Origin of the sequence: Pseudoalteromonas sp. MMG006 (genome assembly GCF_018101025.1) — a bacterium.
Lineage (GTDB): Bacteria > Pseudomonadota > Gammaproteobacteria > Enterobacterales > Alteromonadaceae > Pseudoalteromonas.
Genome location: NZ_JAGJEJ010000005.1, coordinates 213,548 through 233,166, shown reverse-complemented (window position 1 = coordinate 233,166; position 19,619 = coordinate 213,548). Strand labels below are relative to the sequence as shown.

General features: G+C 38.3%; 17 protein-coding genes, 2 tRNA genes and 1 pseudogene. 8 read left to right on the top strand and 12 right to left on the bottom strand.

The annotated features are described in order from the left end of the window. A pseudogene (locus tag J8L73_RS07940) lies at positions 1–708 on the top strand (hypothetical protein); the annotation flags it as partial. A gap of 552 nt (positions 709–1,260) precedes the next feature. On the opposite strand, the gene J8L73_RS07935 reads toward J8L73_RS07940, so the two are convergent. From J8L73_RS07935 to J8L73_RS07920, 4 genes are all read right to left on the bottom strand, one after another. Then, positions 1,261–1,337, bottom strand: a tRNA-Val gene (locus tag J8L73_RS07935). 26 nt (positions 1,338–1,363) lie between these two features. Further along, positions 1,364–1,440: transfer RNA gene (locus J8L73_RS07930), tRNA-Val, on the bottom strand. Positions 1,441–1,554: 114 nt separating this feature from the next. Then, on the bottom strand, positions 1,555–2,604 hold the full coding sequence (locus J8L73_RS07925; protein ID WP_211015993.1) for a DUF3080 family protein: 1,050 nt from the start codon (positions 2,602–2,604) through the stop codon (positions 1,555–1,557). Beyond that, entirely contained in the window at positions 2,582–3,952 is a 1,371-nt protein-coding gene (locus J8L73_RS07920) for an MATE family efflux transporter (protein ID WP_211015991.1), read from the bottom strand. Before J8L73_RS07920 ends, J8L73_RS07925 begins: the two co-directional genes overlap by 23 nt. A gap of 128 nt (positions 3,953–4,080) precedes the next feature. Here J8L73_RS07920 and J8L73_RS07915 point away from each other — a divergent pair, with 128 nt between their 5' ends. Beyond that, positions 4,081–4,707 carry a riboflavin synthase gene (locus tag J8L73_RS07915; protein WP_058549773.1) on the top strand — a complete coding sequence of 209 codons (627 nt, stop codon included), beginning with the start codon at positions 4,081–4,083 and terminating at the stop codon, positions 4,705–4,707. Here the strand turns inward: J8L73_RS07915 and J8L73_RS07910 are convergent. Both J8L73_RS07910 and J8L73_RS07905 read right to left on the bottom strand, forming a co-directional pair. Then, positions 4,704–4,907 (bottom strand): CPXCG motif-containing cysteine-rich protein, encoded by a 204-nt coding sequence (locus J8L73_RS07910; RefSeq protein WP_211000266.1) that lies wholly within the window; start codon positions 4,905–4,907, stop codon positions 4,704–4,706. The genes J8L73_RS07915 and J8L73_RS07910 overlap by 4 nt on opposite strands. Positions 4,908–5,032: 125 nt before the next feature. Then, entirely contained in the window at positions 5,033–5,893 is an 861-nt protein-coding gene (locus J8L73_RS07905) for a fructosamine kinase family protein (protein ID WP_211015965.1), read from the bottom strand. Positions 5,894–6,002: 109 nt separating this feature from the next. Here J8L73_RS07905 and J8L73_RS07900 point away from each other — a divergent pair, with 109 nt between their 5' ends. Beyond that, positions 6,003–6,695, top strand: coding sequence for a DUF445 domain-containing protein (locus tag J8L73_RS07900; protein WP_211015963.1), 693 nt, complete (start codon positions 6,003–6,005; stop codon positions 6,693–6,695). Positions 6,696–6,744: 49 nt separating this feature from the next. Here J8L73_RS07900 and J8L73_RS07895 read toward each other — a convergent pair whose 3' ends face one another. Then, positions 6,745–7,107 carry a DUF3718 domain-containing protein gene (locus J8L73_RS07895; RefSeq protein WP_211015961.1) on the bottom strand — a complete coding sequence of 121 codons (363 nt, stop codon included), beginning with the start codon at positions 7,105–7,107 and terminating at the stop codon, positions 6,745–6,747. A gap of 417 nt (positions 7,108–7,524) precedes the next feature. Here J8L73_RS07895 and J8L73_RS07890 point away from each other — a divergent pair, with 417 nt between their 5' ends. From J8L73_RS07890 to J8L73_RS07880, 3 genes are all read left to right on the top strand, one after another. Next, complete coding sequence (locus J8L73_RS07890; RefSeq protein ID WP_211015959.1) at positions 7,525–8,310, top strand: hypothetical protein; 786 nt, start codon at positions 7,525–7,527, stop codon at positions 8,308–8,310. 100 nt (positions 8,311–8,410) lie between these two features. Continuing rightward, on the top strand, positions 8,411–9,790 hold the full coding sequence (locus J8L73_RS07885) for an amidohydrolase (RefSeq protein ID WP_211015951.1): 1,380 nt from the start codon (positions 8,411–8,413) through the stop codon (positions 9,788–9,790). Between the two features lie 10 nt (positions 9,791–9,800). Then, positions 9,801–11,045 (top strand): amidohydrolase family protein, encoded by a 1,245-nt coding sequence (locus tag J8L73_RS07880; RefSeq protein ID WP_211015949.1) that lies wholly within the window; start codon positions 9,801–9,803, stop codon positions 11,043–11,045. Positions 11,046–11,191: 146 nt separating this feature from the next. On the opposite strand, the gene J8L73_RS07875 is transcribed toward J8L73_RS07880, so the two are convergent. Beyond that, a complete protein-coding gene (locus J8L73_RS07875; protein WP_211015947.1) occupies positions 11,192–13,414 on the bottom strand; it encodes an NADP-dependent isocitrate dehydrogenase in 2,223 nt (740 codons plus the stop codon). Positions 13,415–13,936: 522 nt separating this feature from the next. Further along, positions 13,937–14,155: a cold shock domain-containing protein CspD gene (cspD, locus tag J8L73_RS07870; protein ID WP_004586755.1), complete on the bottom strand. Its 219-nt coding sequence runs from the start codon at positions 14,153–14,155 to the stop codon at positions 13,937–13,939. A 208-nt stretch (positions 14,156–14,363) separates the two neighbouring features. Here cspD and clpS point away from each other — a divergent pair, with 208 nt between their 5' ends. Both clpS and clpA read left to right on the top strand, forming a co-directional pair. Beyond that, entirely contained in the window at positions 14,364–14,672 is a 309-nt protein-coding gene (gene clpS / locus J8L73_RS07865) for an ATP-dependent Clp protease adapter ClpS (protein WP_082660643.1), read from the top strand. Positions 14,673–14,904: 232 nt separating this feature from the next. Continuing rightward, positions 14,905–17,166 carry an ATP-dependent Clp protease ATP-binding subunit ClpA gene (clpA, locus tag J8L73_RS07860; RefSeq protein WP_211015945.1) on the top strand — a complete coding sequence of 754 codons (2,262 nt, stop codon included), beginning with the start codon at positions 14,905–14,907 and terminating at the stop codon, positions 17,164–17,166. Between the two features lie 196 nt (positions 17,167–17,362). Here the strand turns inward: clpA and infA are convergent, their stop codons facing one another. From infA to aat, 3 genes are all read right to left on the bottom strand, one after another. After that, a complete protein-coding gene (gene infA / locus J8L73_RS07855) occupies positions 17,363–17,581 on the bottom strand; it encodes a translation initiation factor IF-1 (protein WP_002962494.1) in 219 nt (72 codons plus the stop codon). Between the two features lie 90 nt (positions 17,582–17,671). Continuing rightward, positions 17,672–18,376, bottom strand: coding sequence for an arginyltransferase (locus tag J8L73_RS07850; protein ID WP_211015943.1), 705 nt, complete (start codon positions 18,374–18,376; stop codon positions 17,672–17,674). Then, positions 18,369–19,085, bottom strand: a complete 717-nt coding sequence (aat, locus tag J8L73_RS07845) for a leucyl/phenylalanyl-tRNA--protein transferase (RefSeq protein ID WP_211015941.1) — start codon at positions 19,083–19,085, stop codon at positions 18,369–18,371. Before aat ends, J8L73_RS07850 begins: the two co-directional genes overlap by 8 nt. Positions 19,086–19,619 lie beyond the last annotated feature (534 nt).

Here is a 19,619-nt window from a genome sequence, read left to right as displayed (position 1 = left end):
AGTAAAATGGAACAAGAATTAAGGCAATTTATCAGTTACTTCCATCGTATAGTGCCAGAATCTTTCGCTCAACAATTAATTGAGAATACTAAGAATAAAACTAAATTACGCCAATCAATGTTGAATATTTCCTATGCTTTGGGTGATTGTTCAACTGAGTGGCAGAAAAGATTATTGAGTAATATTCTGATACCAATTGATGATATAGGTGGAACACGTGCAGTTAGTTTAGAAATATTGGGCACAGCTATCTGGCGAAGTAAGTCTTTGGTCTTCCAATTAACAAGTAAACAAATTAATGTTTTGGTAAATAGAGTCTCTGATTTCATAACTAAGGATGAGTTAAATATTGAAAGCAATGATAAGCACTTCAAATGGAATTCATTACTACGTCGATTAGAACTAGTTTTTGCACTTATACGTCTTCGTGCAAGTGATAAACAAGATATAGCAAGCTCTATGGAAGTAGGTAGTGTAAATTCAGATAAATTATTACATGCAATACAATTATTAAATAAAAATGTCGGCGGTACATTATTTAGTGTAATGCAAGCAAATAAAAAAGTTAAGTGTCGGGTTCATTTAGATAATATTATTAAGCCAAAAGCATATAATAAAACTCCTGATTTATTATATGCACTTAATATGTACTTATCCGGTGACGATGGTGCTAGTAGTATTACTATTAGTGAGATCTCTTCAGAATAGCAGTGGCAGATAACCACAGTAATTGCCTTTTGACTTATGATATCTATGAGCTAAACACGTAACTAGCTGGCTATTTAGTGTCAGTCAAATGACTGTTTGTCTGGACTGAAAATATTATATTATTAAAGTATTAGTCACTGCGCTCAACTGATTTTGTATTTGTGCCTTGTGTGGGCACCGATGTCTAAACAAGGCACAGAAGCAGTTTATGGAATGGGGGTCATAGAATATTTCATGATATGACACGGAAAATACTAGGGTAGTGGTCACCTGATTTGAAATTTGTGATTTGAGGTTTGTGAATTAGTAAGGATAGGGGTCTAATTTTGAGGAAGATTAAAGAGCTAAAAAAGTGGTTTGGGCGCTTGGGCACAAATTGGGGCACAAATCGGTAAAAACTGTAATTTTTAGGATTATCTTTTAAGGCTTGACTCTCGTTATTTTTAAATTTTGAATACAAAATAATAAAAACTAAGAATTTAATTTTCAACAAAAAATTAAACGAGTATATTGAATAGGTTTTTTTTAACTGTTTGAAATATAGAGTTTAATTGGTACGACCGAGTGGATTCGAACCACCGACCTCTACCATGTCAAGGTAGCGCTCTAACCAGCTGAGCTACGGTCGTACAATTTTTTTAGGGTTCTTAAATATTGGTACGACTGAGTGGATTCGAACCACCGACCCCTACCATGTCAAGGTAGTGCTCTAACCAACTGAGCTACAGTCGTATTACTTATTTAAGATGCCGGCAAAATTAATAACCAGCGGGCGCTAATATATAGCGTGCAGAGTGCTGAATCAAGCAAGTTTGTTATTTTTAAGTTTATTTGTCGTTTTTTTATTCATATTGGGCTTATTTCGCACGTTTTATAAAACCTTTGCCACCAAATAACATGATTTTTAGCTGAGCTTTTAAGTAAGTTCAGTAAGTTAGTGTTTGATTTAGGTTTTATTAAGTTATTAATTGACTCGCTAGTAATACTTTGGCCAAACCACAGCTCCTTGTAAAGCGGTTGTAGCTCTTCTAGGTAACCTGTGAGTTGTGCTTGATAAGGCTGAATATCTTTTAAATAAAACTTTTGAAATACATTACTTATTATTTTGGCTTTTTTATTGTGTTTTCCCTCAGGGCAAAGGTCATTTAAATCGAGTGTTTTTACAAAATCTGTAGCACTATTATTTAATACCACTTGCATGCGAGCTGATTGAATGAGCGCTTGGTTAAATTGATATTTATTTAACTGCTCAAGAGCACTAAAAATAGCATTCGCGTTAATACTATTAAACTGTTGGGTGCTTATTTGCTCTTTAATGATAACCAGCTGTTTAAGGGCATGTAATGTATCGCTGTAACCTGCAGGTTCTTTATTTAGCTCGGTTGATGTTAATTGCCATGTTTGGTTAAGCTCTCGCTCTTTAAAAAGCATAGTATTAAAATAGTGCATTAGATGTGTTTGCTTGTAGGTTTTAGCTTTTTGTATTTTACTAAAGATAGGGCTGTTTTTATCAAGCGAGTTTAAGCAAATCTGTGCGCTTTGTATAAAATTTATTTGATACTTAAATTTACCCGCAGCACTGGCTGTTTTACCTAATTGGTTATTGTGCTCACTGATTAGTACGTTTAATTTGCAATGGCTAATACCTGCAAGTTCAACAATACTCAAAGTGATATTGTTTTTTTCAAGTGGTGCAGGGGGCAATAACGACAGTTGCTTAAGTAAATTAGGCTCAATAGCAGCCACATCAAGTGTACTGCTTAAGCGTTCAACATAGGTTTTATTTGTATCACTAGGGGCTTTATTACAGCCAACCAGTAAAAAGCTGAACAGTATAAGTAAAGTAACTAATGCTGTGTCGTTTGAAAATATGCTAGCTTTTATTGAGTGCTTCATAATTACTAAACTCATACTTAAGGCGTTTGTGTACTGTGAGCATTAAGAGTATAGCAGCAACACTAAGGCCTACTATAATTCCTACCCAAAAGCCATGAGGCCCCATGGCTGGTACAATTATATCTGTTCTTGCCAATACGAAACCTAAGCAAAAGCCGATTAACCAATACGATATAAACGTAATGTACGATATTGGTGTGGTGTATTTTAAGCCTCTTAAAATGCCATTAGCCGCAACTTGTAGCGCATCAGGCAATTGATATATACATGCCAAAATCATGATTGATGAGGCCAATGTTAACACCGCAGGGCTGTCGCTATACAGTTGGCTTATATAGTTTCTGCCTGTAAATGTAATGAGCGCCAAAAACAATGCAATGGCAATAGCTAAAATATAGCTGGTAGAAACCGCTACTTTTAATTGCGTCATATTATTTTGACCAAACAAATTACCAATACGAATACTAATAGCGATTGATAGGCTCAGCGGCATCATGAAGAGTAATGTGGTAACACTTGCAGCTATTTGGTGCCCTGATACCGCAACGGCACCTAAATGAGCAATAAACAAAGGAATACATGCAAATAAAGTCACTTCAAAAAAAGTGGCTAACGATATAGGTATACCCAGCTTTGTTATAATACTAATAGTACTAAAATTAGGCTTTTCGAATGATGAAACTAGCCCTTTCGCATCTATTTTTTTACTCATTTGGCAATAGGTTACTTGGGCTATGGCCATAATAGTTAATACTATGGCGGTAGCAATACCGCACCCCGCACCGCCGTAAGCAGGTAAACCAAATAAGCCATTTATAAATATGTAATTAACCGGAATATTTACAGCGAGCCCCAGTAGGCTGATATAAAACGCGGGCTTGGTCATACCCATTCCTTCGGTCACGTTTCTATAAACTGTAAATATTAAAAAGCCAAATACTCCCCATTTTACAAAGTGAATGTAATCGTAAGCTAAATTAGCAATCGCTGGGCTGGTATCGAGTTTAAAAATAATGGTATCGGCTAAATAGCTTATCGCAAAGCCGGTAAAACTTAAAATAGCGGTTAAATAAAGCGCTTGTTGAAAATAGTGACTAATGCCTTTTCTGTCATCGCTACCTGAAAACTGGGCAATAATACCGGTAAGGGCTAATAAAATCCCTTGTAAAGCCATTAATAAAGGGTTCCAAATACCCGTAGCAATAGAAAGCGCGGCCAAATCGGTTGGGCTTACTTGTCCGGCCATAATAGTGTCGACCACTGACATTAAAATAAGTGTGACTTGTGCTAAAAAAACAGGTAAAGCAAGAGAAAGTAAACGCTTAGCTTCCCAATTACAAAAGGTCATAAAAACAGCTATTAGATTAAACAGGCGGCAATTGTAATCTATTGTGTTTCAAATAAAAATCACAGTAGTGAATGATTTTGCGAGTTGATACGTTAAACTATCACTTTGTAATAATTTAAAGTGATTTTATGTTTACAGGAATTGTGCAAACACAAGCGACCGTTGTATCTAAAGTGCTAAATGAAGGCGTTATTCGCTTAGTGGTGTCGGTAGGTGATGAGTATGTTAAGCACCTTGATTTAGGGGCGAGTATTGCAATTAATGGCTGCTGTTTAACCGTTGTTAAAGTTGAACTAAGTAACCACGATGTAGTGGCGCAAGTTCACTTTGATGTGATTGACGAAACGCTGGCGCTTACAAACTTAGGCGAGTTGGAGTTAGGGAGCTTAGTTAATTATGAGCGTTCTGTAACGTTTGGTACTGAGCTTGGTGGGCATATAGTGTCGGGGCATATCCACTGTGCGGCACAAATAAGCCAAATAATTAAAGTGCAAAGTAACTGTAAAATTCAGCTTAGCTTACCTAAAAAATGGCAAAAATATGTGATCTACAAAGGATTTGTAGCCATTAATGGCGCAAGCCTAACTGTTGGTGAGGTAGATGAACACGGTTTTTGGTTACACCTGATCCCTGAAACACTGGCCATTACTAATCTAGGGTCAGCGCAAGTAGGCGATAAGCTAAACATTGAGGTCGATCAGCAAACCTATACCATTATTAATACGGTCGAAAACTACTTACGCCACCAAGGCTAGAATATTTGTTCGTCATCACTGTCTATATGTAACTCTAGCTTTTTATTCACATGGTCAATATGCATGTTTAAATGGATAGGGTTACAGCAAGCGCTGCACTCTTCAATGTAGTCTTGATCGCCCATACTTGCGTCTATATCTAAATGTATGTGATTGCCGCAATGTGGGCAGGTGATACGTTGTGATAAAAAGTCTTTCATAATCACTCCCGCTATAAATTATTAAGTTAGGTCCAACTTAATCGCTGACAGATGAACCTCTACTTACTCATTAAATATAGCGCTGAAATGCAGCTTATGACACTTATTTTACTGCTTTAAATAGTTTAACTAAGCAGTCTATCGATATGTTGTTTTGCTTCAGTAAGATAGTGGCCTGCAAATATATTAGCGTGATTTAAAATAGAGTATAACTGGTATATGAGTTTGCGTTTTTCGTAGTTTGGAGAAAGCGGGTAGTGCTTGTTATAGGCGTTATAGAAGTCGTTAGGTAGTGGCGCAAATAATTCGCTCATTGCCATATCAACCTCGCGGTCACCGTAATAGCAAGCAGGATTAAATAAAGTGGGTATATTTTTAATAAACCCCATATTCCCACGCCAAAAATCACCATGTAAAAGAGAGGGCTCTATATGATGATTATGCAGCTGCTCTTTAACTAAATTTATTATGCGCTCAGGTTCAACTAGGTTTATGTTTTTTTCAGCGAGGAGTTGTAATTGCCAGCCAATGCGCTCTTCTGCGTAAAATACATCCCACTTTTTATGCCATCTATTTGGTTGCACAGTAGTGGCTAAATAGTTATCTACATCAAAGCCATACATAGCTTGAGGATGCTTTTGATGCAGCATTGCAAGGTGCTTTCCCATATCATCCCAGCGCGTATGTGGCTGCTTATCGAGTACGAGCCATTCGAGCACAATAAACGAAAACTCAATGTTAGCACCTGTTACAATACAATCAGGCACCATAAAAATACTGTTTTGTGTAAGAAGTTTAAGGCCTACTGCTTCGCTTTCGAGGCGTTCAAGCTCGCTTTTAAGCGCTATTTTAACTAAATAATTATGAGTACCATTGGTTAAATGAAAGAGTTTATCGGTATTTGTACTTTGCAATTGGCGTTTATAAGTGTGTTTAAAGTCATAATGAATGGCTTGGCTAATATGCTCGTTTACAGTTTTCCACATAGTTATTGCTCGCCTTTTAAACAGGTATTTAAACTATGGCAAAAAAGTATTAATTTAACAAACTAATCGTTGTAAAATTAACGATATAAAAAATGCTAATGGAGCACTAATGAATAAGAGTTTTATCACCAATTTACTTGCTGGCGTGTGCGTAGTAGCGGGTTACTTTTTTGACCAAGCAATTGTGTTGTCGGTTGGCTTATTTGCCCTCTCTGGTGCGGTTACAAATTTATTAGCTATTCATATGCTATTTGAAAAAGTCCCTTTTTTATACGGCTCTGGTGTTATAGCGCTTAAATTTGAGAGCTTTAAAGTAGCAATTCGCGATTTAATATTAACTGAGTTTTTTTCAGAGCAAAAAATCAATAATCTGCTCAATAAAGCACAGCCAAATATCGACTTTGCACCCATTATTAGTAACGTTGATTTAAACCCTGCATTTGACAATTTATTGGAGGTCATAGAGCAGTCTCAGTTTGGCAGCATGTTAGGTATGTTTGGTGGCAAAGCCGCCATTGAGCCAATGCGAGAAAAGTTTATAGAAAAAATGCAATTGTCGCTTAGTGAGATTTCTCAAACTGACAACTTTAAAGCATTAGTAAACCAAACACTCTCACAAGGTAATAGCGCACAAAGCTTACACGCTACGGTACTTAAATTAGTGGATGAGCGTTTAGATGAGTTAACACCTAAAATGGTGAAAGAAATAATTCAAACCATGATCCGTGAGCACTTAGGTTGGTTAGTGGTGTGGGGCGGTGTATTTGGTGGCTTATTTGGTTTAATTGCAGCTGTTATATAATAAAACTAAGCCTGATTATAAACAGGCTTAGTTTTGCATTAACGCCATACTATTTTGGCCCTGTAATAATTACTTTTTCAGGGTTAAATGTTTTTGCTATATCTTTAATTGACGTACGGGTACTGGTATCAATATTTAAATAGTTAGCGCTTTTATCTAAATTATATAATGTGACAAAGTCACCCATTGATAAGTTATTGCACTTAAGCTTTTTGCTTATAGCCGCTTTGTTAATATTTAAATTACGTGATGTTTTACGTAGTACATGCGCTTTATTAGCCGCTACAGCCATACATGCTTGTGTACCAGCTGATGAATCAGCAGCTTCAAATTGAACTGCTGAAGCAGGGGTTACTAATAGTGTTGCGCCAACTACCAACGTTGTACATAAACTAGCTTTTAACGTATTCATAATTATTCCTCATTGTTTGTGGTTCAGCTTTATTATTGAGCTATTTAATCTAAAAAGCTGTTAACCAAACGCAACAAGGTGTAAGCATGTATGTGAAAAATACACACTTTACGTAGGCGCTTGAATATATACTTTTTAAAATGTGTTTTTTGACATACTTAAGTAAAATTATTTTATAGCGACCAATTTTATTAATAACATAATCATTCTATCGTATTAAATAGCGCACTCACTGCGTTAAAAATGATTCGTGTAGAATATCTACACGTCATAATTTTGCCTTATTATTGCGCTATTTTCATAACGAAATAATAGGCCACTAATTTAATGCAATTGGTATAACTTATTTTTTCAGCCTGCTATTATCGCCCCCATTATTTGTGATGTTTTATTAGCGCGTATTTATTAGGAGCACCAGTGAGCAAAACGTTAGCAAGCTATTATCAGCAAGCGTATGCATGTGAGCACAAGCATTTTAATCAATGTTTTTATTGTGGATGCGAAGCAACAGAGCGAGACCATTGCCCGCCGCTGCATATGCTACAAAGCATTATAGATTTGGGCGAAGAATCCGATTTTGTATCAATTGCAGCATGTTATGAGTGCCATGCACTATTACATAACGAAAGGCTTATGAGCATAGATGAGCGCTTTACTAAGCTTAAAAAAAAGCTCTCAAGCAAATATGCAAAAGCGCTGCGCGTATACAATATGTGGGAAGAAAACGAACTTGGCGAAATGAGCGACGAATTTGCCCATAGCATTCAAGCGGGTATGAAATTAGGTAAAGAAGCATCAGAGCGCCTAGCGTTTACGGGCTTTAGTTATGCCACAGAAGAAGCGCGCGTAACTGTACGTGAAAAAACTAAAGAGTTTGATGTAGAAGGCATGATTTTTACTGACTTTAAAGAAGCGTTAAACTACTGCATAAATAGTCTTCAAGTACAAAAAAGTGATTTTTATAAAATTTTAGTAGAAGATTACAACGGCGACTTTAATAAAGCGTTAAGCCAATATCGTCATCGTCACGATAAAGTAACCGCAGCGAAAGACGGTAATACATTAATTAAAGATTTTTCAAAGCAACATAAGCAAAATTCAGATTTTGTAACTCGTACCGTTAAACACTTTATAAGCAAAGATCCGTCACTTACAACCGAAGGTGCGCTTGAAAAGCTGTATAACAATTATATAAAAAAATAATTACAGTCATTTAACTCAATTAATCGCTTTTTTACCTGTTTTTTTAGCTTTATACCTTAGCTTTAGCTAAAGTAGCAAAAAAACAGGAGAACCTAACAACATGCAAAAATTTGCTCCCTCATTGTTAGCAGTTGGTTTAGCTGCTGCACTTGTTGGTTGCCAAGAAAATGGCCCACAAGATCCAAAAATAACAATTAATAAAAACCCTTACCCAAGTACTTACAAACCAGTAGCTAGTAGTACATTAATCACAAATGCTACTGTACTTACCGGTACGGGTGAGCGTTTAGATGAAACTGATGTTTTACTTGTTGATGGTAAAGTTCAGCAAGTAGGTAAAGACTTATCTGCTAATGCAGACACGACAATTGATGCAATGGGCAAATGGGTAACTCCAGGTATTATAGATGTTCACTCTCATCTAGGCGCCTACCCAAGCCCATCAGTTGAGTCGCATCAAGATGGTAACGAAATGACGAGCCCAAATACTGCTGAGGTATGGGTTGAGCATTCTGTGTGGCCACAAGACCCTGGCTTTAACCGCGCTCGTGAAGGCGGTATTACCTCATTACAAATTTTACCAGGCTCAGCTAACTTATTTGGTGGCCGAGGCGTTACGCTTAAAAACGTACCCGCACATACCATGCAGGCAATGAAATTCCCTGAAGCGCCAAATGGTTTGAAAATGGCGTGTGGTGAAAACCCTAAACGTGTTTATGGTCGTCAAGGTACATTACCTTCAACCCGTATGGGTAACATGGCCGGTTACCGTATTGCATGGGCAGAAGCGCAAGAGTATAAGCGCGCATGGGACAAATACGACGCTGATTACGAAGCTGGCTTAAACCCAGAAGCACCCGTTCGCGACATTAAGCACGATACTCTTCGAGCGGTGCTTGAAGGTGAAGTATTAATTCACAACCATTGTTACAAAGCTGAAGAAATGGCCATGATGATTGACCTTTCTAAAGAATTTAACTACCACGCGGGTACATTCCACCACGGCGTAGAGGCGTACAAAATTGCCGACCTTCTAGCTGATAACGGTTCGTGTGCTGCACTTTGGCCTGATTGGTGGGGCTTTAAAATGGAAGCGTACGACATGGTTCAAGAAAACGTAGCGATTGTAGATGCGGTTAAAAACTCATGTGCGGTTGTGCACTCTGATTCTGATACAACCATTCAACGCTTAAACCAAGAAGCCGGTAAAGTAATGTACCGTGCAAACGAAAATGGTTTTGATATTTCTGAGCAGCATGCCATTAAATGGATCACGTCTAATGCTGCTAAATCTTTAGGCATTGCAGATAAAACTGGGTCGCTTGAAGCCGGTAAACAAGGTGATGTAGTTATTTGGAATCATAGCCCATTTAGTGTTTACGCAAAAGCAGAGCAAGTGTTTGTTGATGGTGCAAAAGTTTATGATAGAAACGATAGCGCATTCCAAGCACAAAGTGATTTTATGTTAGGCCAACAATAAGGAGCCCAGAATGAAAAATTTATCACGTTCGTTTTCGCTATCCCTGGTTGCTGCTGGATTATTAGCTTCAGGTGCGGCAAGTGCCCAATCGCTTGCTATTGTAAATGCAACACTGCATACATCGACCGAGCAAGGCGTTTTACAAAACGCGAGCATAGTAATGGATAACGGAAAAATTACTGCCATTAATCCAACACAAGTGCAAGCAGATAAAGTTATTGATGTAAAAGGTCAAATTGTAACACCTGGTTTTATTTCAAGTATTAATCAGCTTGGCCTTGTTGAAGTGAGTGCAGTTGCAGGCTCTCGCGATGCAGGGGAAGAAAAAGCGGGTATTGGTTTTGATGTAAGTCTTGCTTATAACGCGCATTCAAGCTTAATACCTTACGCGCGTAAGGGCGGGGTTACACGCGATGTAATAACTCCTCACGGTGGCGACAGTATTTTTTCAGGCCTTGCAAGCGTTGTTGATTTAAGTGGTAGTTTTGATAGTGACATCCAAAAACAAGCCGCTTTAATTGTTTATTTAGGTGAACGCAGAAAAGGCTCTCGTGCTTTTACATTACAAACACTGATTAATAAGCTTGAAGAGCACCAAACTAAAGCTTCTAAAAAGTCTAAAAAAGATGACGACAGTAAGCCAAGTACCGAAGATAAAGTAATGGCTAAAGTACTTAGCGGCGATATGCCACTTGTCGTCGGTGTATCGCGTGCGGCAGATATTATCGAGCTTCTTAAAGTTAAAAAACAGTTTGGCATTAATTTAGTACTCAATGGTGCACAAGATGCAGTTGTAGTAAAAGAGAAGCTAGCTCAAGCACAAGTGCCAGTAATTATTAGTGCAATGGATAGCTTACCTTCAAGCTTTGACTCACTTCATGCAAGTTTAGATAACGCAGCCGTGCTTGAAAAAGCCGGAGTAAAGGTTATTTTGACTGTAGGCGGCGATGCCAGCCATAATATTTACCAGCTTCGTTTTGATGCCGGTAATGCAGTTTCGTATGGCATGAGCCAACAAGGTGCATTAAACGCTGTTACATCCAATGTAGCCGACGTATTTGGCATAAATGCAGGTAGCCTGGAAGTAGGTAAAGCTGCCGATGTGGTTGTATGGAGTAACGACCCATTTGAGCTAAGCAGCCATGTAAGCAAAATGATTATTAACGGTGAAGAAGTTTCTACACGGTCTCGTCAAGATAAGCTACGTGACCGCTATACTACAGATTCAACAATGCCACGCGCTTATACAAAATAATTAACATAGCTTTAATTATCCAAAATTCAGGTTAATTATTAAAGGCCGCTACTTTAACGTTAAAGTAGCGGCCTTTTTATATAAAATGAAGACATAAAAAAAACCGCTTACTTTAAAAGTAAGCGGTTTTTTAATTCAATCTAAAGTTATACTAATTTAGATAAAATTTCATTGAATGTAGCACTTGGGCGCATTGCTTTAAATGCAGCATCATCATTTGGTTGGAAGTAACCAGATAAGTCTACAGCAGGGCCTTGCGCTTCATTAAGCTCGTTTACGATTTGATCTTTTTGTGTCTCTAAATCGCTAGCAATTTGAGTGAACTGCGCTTTAAGCTCACTGTCTTCGTCTTGCTTAGCAAGCTCTTGGGCCCAGAATAAAGATAAGAAGAAATGAGAACCACGGTTATCAATTTCTTTTACTTTACGTGAAGGCGACTTGTTTTCTGCAAGGAAAGTACCTGTTGCTTTATCTAGTGTATCTGCAAGCACTTGTGCTTTTTTGTTACCAGCAGTCACACTTAAGTGTTCAAGTGATGCAGCAAGTGCTAAAAACTCACCTAAAGAATCCCAACGTAAGTGATTTTCTTTTTCGAATTGCTGAACGTGCTTAGGTGCAGAACCACCCGCGCCAGTTTCAAATAAGCCACCACCGTTCATAAGTGGAACAATTGAAAGCATTTTAGCACTTGTACCCAACTCTAAAATTGGGAATAAATCTGTTAGGTAATCACGTAGTACGTTACCTGTTACAGAAATAGTGTCTTTACCTTCTTTAATACGCGCTAAAGAGAAAAGTGTTGCTTCAAGCGGTGCTAAAATTTGAATATCTAGGCCAGCAGTGTCGTGATCTGGTAGGTATTTGTTCACTTTTTTGATTAGTTGTGCATCGTGAGCACGGTTTTCGTCTAACCAAAAAATTGCCGGAACGCCAGTTGCACGTGCACGGTTTACAGCAAGTTTAACCCAGTCTTGGATTGGTGCATCTTTAACCTGACACATTCTCCAAATATCGCCTTGCTCAACAGTGTGCTCAAGTAAAGTAGCGCCATTTGCATCAACAACACGGATAGAACCGTCAGCTTTTGCTTCAAACGTTTTATCGTGCGAACCGTACTCTTCAGCTTTTTGAGCCATAAGGCCAACGTTTGGAACGCTACCCATAGTTGTTGGATCAAATGCGCCGTTTTCTTTACAAAAATCAATAGTTGCTTGGTAAACACCTGAGTAACAACGATCTGGAATTACAAAGCTTGTGTCTTGTAATTTACCGTCGTTATTCCACATTTGACCGCTTGAACGGATAGCTGCAGGCATAGACGCGTCAATGATCACATCACTTGGTACGTGTAAGTTTGTTATGCCACGGTCAGAATCAACCATAGCAATGGCAGGGCGATCTGCGTAAACAGCTTGAATGTCTGCTTCAATTTCTTCGCGCTTAGCGTCATCTAATGTTTGAATTTTAGCGTATACGTCGCCTAAACCATTATTTACATCAACGCCTAGCTCTTCAAAAAGCTCACCGTGTTTAGCAAATACATCTTTGTAGAATACCTTAACAGCGTGACCAAAAATAATTGGATCAGACACTTTCATCATTGTCGCTTTCATATGAAGCGAGAATAAAACGCCTTTTTCTTTAGCTGCATCAATTTCTGCTGCTAAGAACGCTTGAAGCTTAGAAGCGCTGATGCGTGATGCATCAATAACTTCACCAGCTAAAAGTGGAGTGCTTTGCTTAAGTACAGTGATGTCGCCGTTAGTAGCTACATGTTCAATACGAACATCAGTTGCAGTGTCTACAGTTACAGATTGCTCTGAACCAAAGAAATCGCCTTCGTTCATGCTTGCAACGTACGACTGCGAATCTTTGCTCCACGCACCCATTGAATGAGGGTTGTTACGTGCATATTCTTTAACAGAACCAGGCGCGCGACGATCAGAGTTACCTTCACGTAATACAGGGTTTACTGCACTACCTTTGATTTTATCGTAAGTTGCTTGAATTGCTTTTTCTTCATCGTTTTTAGGCTCAGAAGGGTAATCAGGTAACGCATAACCTTTAGCTTGTAGTTCTTTAATTACTGCGCGAAGCTGTGGAACGGATGCACTGATGTTTGGTAATTTGATGATGTTAGCTTCAGGTGTTTTTGCTAATTCGCCAAGCTCTGCAAGTGCATCATTAATGCGTTGCTCTTCAGTTAGGTAGTCAGGGAAGTTTGCAATTACACGACCTGCTAGTGAAATATCGCGAGTTTCAACTTCAACACCTGCCGCATTGGTATAGGCTTGGATAATTGGTAACAACGAGTAAGTTGCTAGTGCCGGAGCTTCGTCCGTTTTTGTATAGATAATTTTTGATGTCATCATCATTCCTAGATAGTAGGCCAAAGGCCTTATTCAACAATGCAAAGGAACTCATTAAACTTGAGAAGCCGTATCAACTTTCAAATAATGAATAGTTTGTTAGGTGTTAATACTCAGTATTGCCTTTTAATAAAGCAGAATAATCACACCTGACGAACTGGGTTCCTGTTTATAATTCAACGAATAACACTACACTTAACCACTAAATTGGTTTGAGTGGTATTAGCCTTTAGCATAGGAAGTTCCTAATACAAAAACACTTAAGCAATTGCGATGTTAATACGTTGTTTTTAGCACCAAGAGTGTAACAAGCTTGGCTAAAAAGGGCTAGGTTTTGAACTTGCCAACAAGTATATAAATAGCTCTGTGTTAGAACATTGGGGTATATAAAATAAATTCAAGGAAAAGGGTTGAAATTACGCGAAATGAGGCAATAAATAGCGGTAGAAGCAAAGAAGTGTTTTGAAGGATTAAGCGAGGATCTAAATTAGGTCACTCGCTTTTAGTGGAACAAAGTTGCAATCACTCTAAAATGTCACCGTTAGGGGCAATATTTTTAGCATGAAGGCCTTTAGGACCTTGTTCTAATTCGAATGTTACATCTTGACCAGCTTTAAGTGTCTTATAACCGTCCATTACAATCGTTGAGTAATGAGCGAAAATATCATTCTCGCAGCCGTCTTCTACGATGAAACCAAAACCTTTGGCGTTGTTGAACCATTTGACTTTACCACAAGCCATACTTCTACATCCTTCTATAAGTTGACTAATTTAGTTATTCTAAACTATATAATTTGCTAGACTGACTAAGGTTTAATCAATCTACATTTGACTGTAGTTTATTTAGCCAACCAGTCAAGTGTTTGAAGTTATTTTTTAACATTTTATTTATTTTTTATTCAAGTTTGCTTGAGTTCCAAAGACAAGACTATATTTAATTATGAGTGGTATGAAAGATTCAGGTGTAATAGACACAGTTCGTGATAGTGAAAAGCAAAAGCTTCAGCCACCGCGAAAATACAAAGTTGTTTTAAATAACGACGACTACACGCCAATGGACTTTGTAATAGAAGTTCTGATGACGTTTTTTAATATGGATAGCGATAGAGCAACCGACGTGATGCTTCAAATTCATGAAAAAGGTAAAGGTATATGCGGGGTTTACAGCCTCGACGTAGCCCATACCAAAGCTGAACAAGTTAACCGCTACTCGCGGGATAACGAGCATCCACTGCTTTGTAGTTGTGAGCAGGAGTAGATACCAGTTTTATTAAAAAAATGACCATTTTAGCGGATTAAATTACTTATTAACTTCGTTAAAAATTATTCATATAGAGCAACTATATTTGTAATTTTTGCCCTGTTACTAAGTTATTTCCTCATCGCTATAATAGGCCACTAATTTAATGCAATTGGTATAAATACCAATTAGGGTGATCAAACATCCGATTGTTGTGGTATAAAATTATTATCTCAGTAAGGGGTTGCCAATGCTAAACAAAGACTTAGAACTAACCTTAAATGCCGCGTTTCGTGAAGCGCGCACTCGCCGTCATGAGTTTATGACCGTAGAGCACCTTTTACTTGCGCTTTTAGATAACCCGTCAGCGGGGGAAGCTTTAAACGCGTGCGGTGTAGATATTTCAGGCTTAAAAACTGAATTATTAGAGTTTATCGACGAAACAACGCCGGTAATTCCAGATTTAGAAGAAGAGCGAGAAACTCAGCCTACACTGGGCTTTCAACGAGTTCTACAACGCGCAGTTTTTCATGTTCAATCATCAGGAAAAAATGAAGTAACAGGCGTAAATGTCTTGGTCGCTATTTTTTCGGAGCAAGAAAGCCAAGCTGTATATTTACTTAAAAAGAGTGATATTTCTCGCTTGGATATTGTTAACTTTATTTCTCATGGTATTTCAAAAGCAGATGATGAGTTAGGTGACGACACCGATGACATTCATGAAGAAGTGCAAGAAGTACAAAATGAAGAAGCAAGCAAATTAGATAGCTTTACTACTAATTTAAACGCACAAGCCCGTGATGGAAACATTGATCCATTAATCGGTCGCGATAGTGAAGTAGAGCGCACGGTACAAGTATTGTGTCGTCGTAAAAAGAATAACCCACTACTTGTGGGTGAAGCAGGGGTTGGTAAAACAGCCATTGCTGAAGGCTTGGCGTATCGTATTGTTAACGAGCAAGTACCTGAAGTAATTGCTGATGCAGTTGTGTACTCGCTTGATATGGGCGCATTATTGGCGGGCACCAAATACCGAGGGGATTTTGAAAAACGCTTTAAAAGTTTATTAAAAGAGCTGCAAGCAAAACCTGGCTCGATTTTGTTTATTGATGAAATACACACGATTATTGGTGCAGGTGCAGCCTCTGGCGGTGTAATGGATGCATCAAACTTATTAAAACCATTACTTTCTAGTGGGCAATTACGTTGTATGGGCTCTACTACATACAATGAATATAAAAATATTTTTGAGAAAGACCGTGCCTTGGTTCGTCGCTTTCAAAAAATTGATGTACTTGAGCCAAGTGTTGCCGATACCACCAAAATTCTTAACGGATTAAAAGAGCGTTACGAAGAGCATCATGGTATTCGTTATACCCAAAAAGCCCTTAAAGCAGCCGCTGAATTAAGTGCTAAATACATTAATGAACGTCACTTACCCGACAAAGCTATTGATGTAATTGACGAGGCGGGTGCTAATCAGCGTTTGCAGCCAAGTTCGAAGCGTAAAAAAACCATTGGTGTATCAGATATTGAGCTGATTATATCTAAAATGGCACGTATTCCACCGCAAAATGTTTCATCAACAGATAAAGAAACGCTTAAAAACCTTGATCGCAATCTTAAAATGCTTGTATACGGGCAAGATCAATCTATTGATGCACTTACATCAGCTATTCGATTATCTCGCTCAGGACTTGCGAACGAAGATAAGCCAGTAGGTTCATTCTTATTTGCAGGCCCAACGGGTGTAGGTAAAACTGAAGTCACTAAACAGCTAGCTAAATGTATGGGTGTTGAGTTTATTCGTTTTGATATGTCAGAGTACGTTGAGCGCCATGCGGTGAGTCGTTTAATTGGTGCGCCACCAGGCTACGTAGGCTTTGAGCAAGGCGGGTTATTAACCGAAGCTGTAATTAAAAACCCATATGCTGTTGTACTTTTGGATGAAATTGAAAAAGCACATCCTGATATTTACAATATCTTGCTACAAGTAATGGATCACGGTACGTTAACCGACAACAACGGTCGTAAAGCAGACTTTAGAAATGTTGTTGTAGTAATGACTACCAATGCTGGCGTGCAAGAAACTACGCGCAAATCTATTGGCTTTAGTGAGCAAGACCATACGCACGATGCAATGGGCGAAATTAATAAAGTATTCTCGCCAGAATTTAGAAACCGCTTAGATAACATTATTTGGTTTAACCACCTTGAAAAAGACGTTATTTTACAAGTTGTTGATAAATTTGTTGTCGAACTGCAAACGCAATTAGACAAGAAGTCAGTTAACCTAGAACTTACATCTAAAGCGCGCGAATGGCTTGCAGACAAAGGCTACGATAAAGCAATGGGAGCGCGACCTATGGCACGCGTTCTTCAAGAAGAGCTTAAAAAACCACTGGCCAACGAAATCTTATTTGGTCAACTTATTGATGGCGGCACAGTTAAAGTGTCTGTTAAAGATAAAAAAATACGCTTTGATTACGAAAGTAATTTAACACCAGCGTAATTAGCTTTGTAAAAATAAAATAGCTCGCTTGCAGCGAGCTATTTTTTTGACTTTTTACAGGCAACAAAAAACCCAGCAAAAGCTGGGTTTTTTGTTTATTAAATGTAATTGCTAGTAAGTACCATCAATTACATTTAATAAACGCTTAAAGCTAGTTATACACTAGCCAAAAACTAAATCTCGTTTACGCACTTACTTAGCGAGCACGGAATACGATACGACCTTTCGATAAATCGTAAGGAGTCATTTCTACCGTTACTTTATCGCCGGTTAAAATACGGATATAGTTTTTGCGCATTTTACCTGAAATATGAGCCACAACTACGTGACCATTTTCTAGCTCAACTCGGAACATTGTATTTGGTAAAGTATCAAGGACTGTCCCTTGCATTTCGATTACGTCTTCTTTCGCCATGTTTAGCGTAACACCTCTTTAATAGTTAAACGCTGCAGATTTTGCCCAAAATACGCCAATAAGTAAAGGCGCAGGGGGAATTTTTGCAAATTAAATAGCCAACCACTCATCATTAACCTGTTTTTGTGCGGGCAAAAACTGAGTTTTGTACTTCATTTTATCGCATTCGTCTATTTGGTAGCCCAAATAGACGAATTCCTTATTTTGTTCTTTAGCAAATTTAAGCTGCTGTAAAATCATTACCGAGCCTAAACTATAGTGCTCAAAGTCGGGGTCAAAAAACGTATAAATAGCCGATATAGCGTTGGTCATACAATCAGTTACCGCAACAGCTACTAACGTATCTTGATGCCATAACTCTATAAATGTGATCTCTAGCCAGCTGCATGATAAAAAACTTTGGAACTGCATTTTATCAGGAGGATACATAGAGCCATCGCTATGGCGTAAGCTTATATATTTACTGTAAAGCGGATAGTATTGCTCGCGCTCAACACTTGAATATTTAACTTCAAATGCTGATTTTGCTTTGTTTTGTTTACGTTTTTGCGATTTTGATGGAATAAATTGTTGCGCCAATACTCGTACTGAATTGCACTCGCTACAAATAGGGCAGTGCGGACGATAAATTTGGTTACCGCTGCGTCGAAAGCCTAACGCTAATAGTTGTTCAAATTTATCGGTTGTATAACAGCTCGGGTCTAAAATCACCAAAAGCTGTTCTTGGCGATCGGGTAGATAGCTACAAGCAAACTCTTGGCTTAAGCCAACGCGCGCCGGAAGATGTTCATTCATAAATTGCGTTAAGCTCCTGTGGTTCCCACATAGTGTGATCAACACAATAAGTGTGTGCTTTTTTGAGTCTAGTCAAAAATTCTGAGCGGGGGATCACTTTTGCACCTAAAGAAGTTAAATAAGGGTTTTCTAGTTGGCAATCTATAAAATGTGCATTATGGCGTTTTAACCAATTAACCAACGCCCACACTGCAAGCTTTGAGCAGTTGGTTTGATGATGAAACATCGACTCGCCACAAAATATACCATTTTGCATAATGCCATAAAGGCCGCCTGCTAGTTCTCCATCACGCCAAATTTCAATACTGTGTGCAATACCGGCCTCATGTGCATCGTTGTAAGCGTCAATCATAACTTGAGTGATCCAAGTGCCATCGGTATCAATGCGTTGCTCACAGCACGCTTCAATGACCTCAGCAAATGCATTATTAACAGTAACTTTAACGGGGTGCTTTTTTAAATGCTTTCGCAGGCTCTTACTTATATGAAATTCATTAAGCTCTATGATGCCGCGCTCGCTCGGCGACCACCACATTATGGGCTCGTCTTCGCTAAACCACGGAAAAATACCATTTTTATAGGCATTACTTAAACGCGCAACGGATAAATCGCCGCCTATTGCCAGTAACCCATCAGGAGAGGTGAGAGCATATTCAGGGTGTGGAAATGCTATATCGTTTTCACTTAATTGGTATAGCTGGTTTCTCATACATTGCTTAATTTATTAATTATCTTAAAAGTGTAACTATATTTTAGGCATAAAAAAAGGCTGAAATTGGAAGCGTCGCTACAAAATAAGACTAATTTCTAATAGGCCGCAAAAGTCTAAGTTCGATACTTTGACGGACCCAGATCGTAGTTTCTGTGTGCTTTAACAAAAAGCGTGCTTTTTATCTGAGCAAAGACGATCAACTTTATAAATAGCTTTGTCGGCAGGTAAATAAGCTTAACCCTTCCGAGGTTTTTCGTCATTTTTGATAGTTATTTATAAGTAGACTAATACTAATACACGAGAAGTCTGGCTTTAATGAGGGGTTAGGTGAGATATACTTTTCTTATTATAAACTTTCATAATTGTAAAAAAGCACAAGCGTGACTCAGTAACCAGTGGTTTACCATCATTACTATTATTGCGATCAAGTTGAAACCACTAGAGTAAGATTGTTGGCAATGCGTGAAATTGTCCTCATATTAAATTTGTGACTAATGCTTAATAGTGTCTGCATAGACATATTAATGCTTT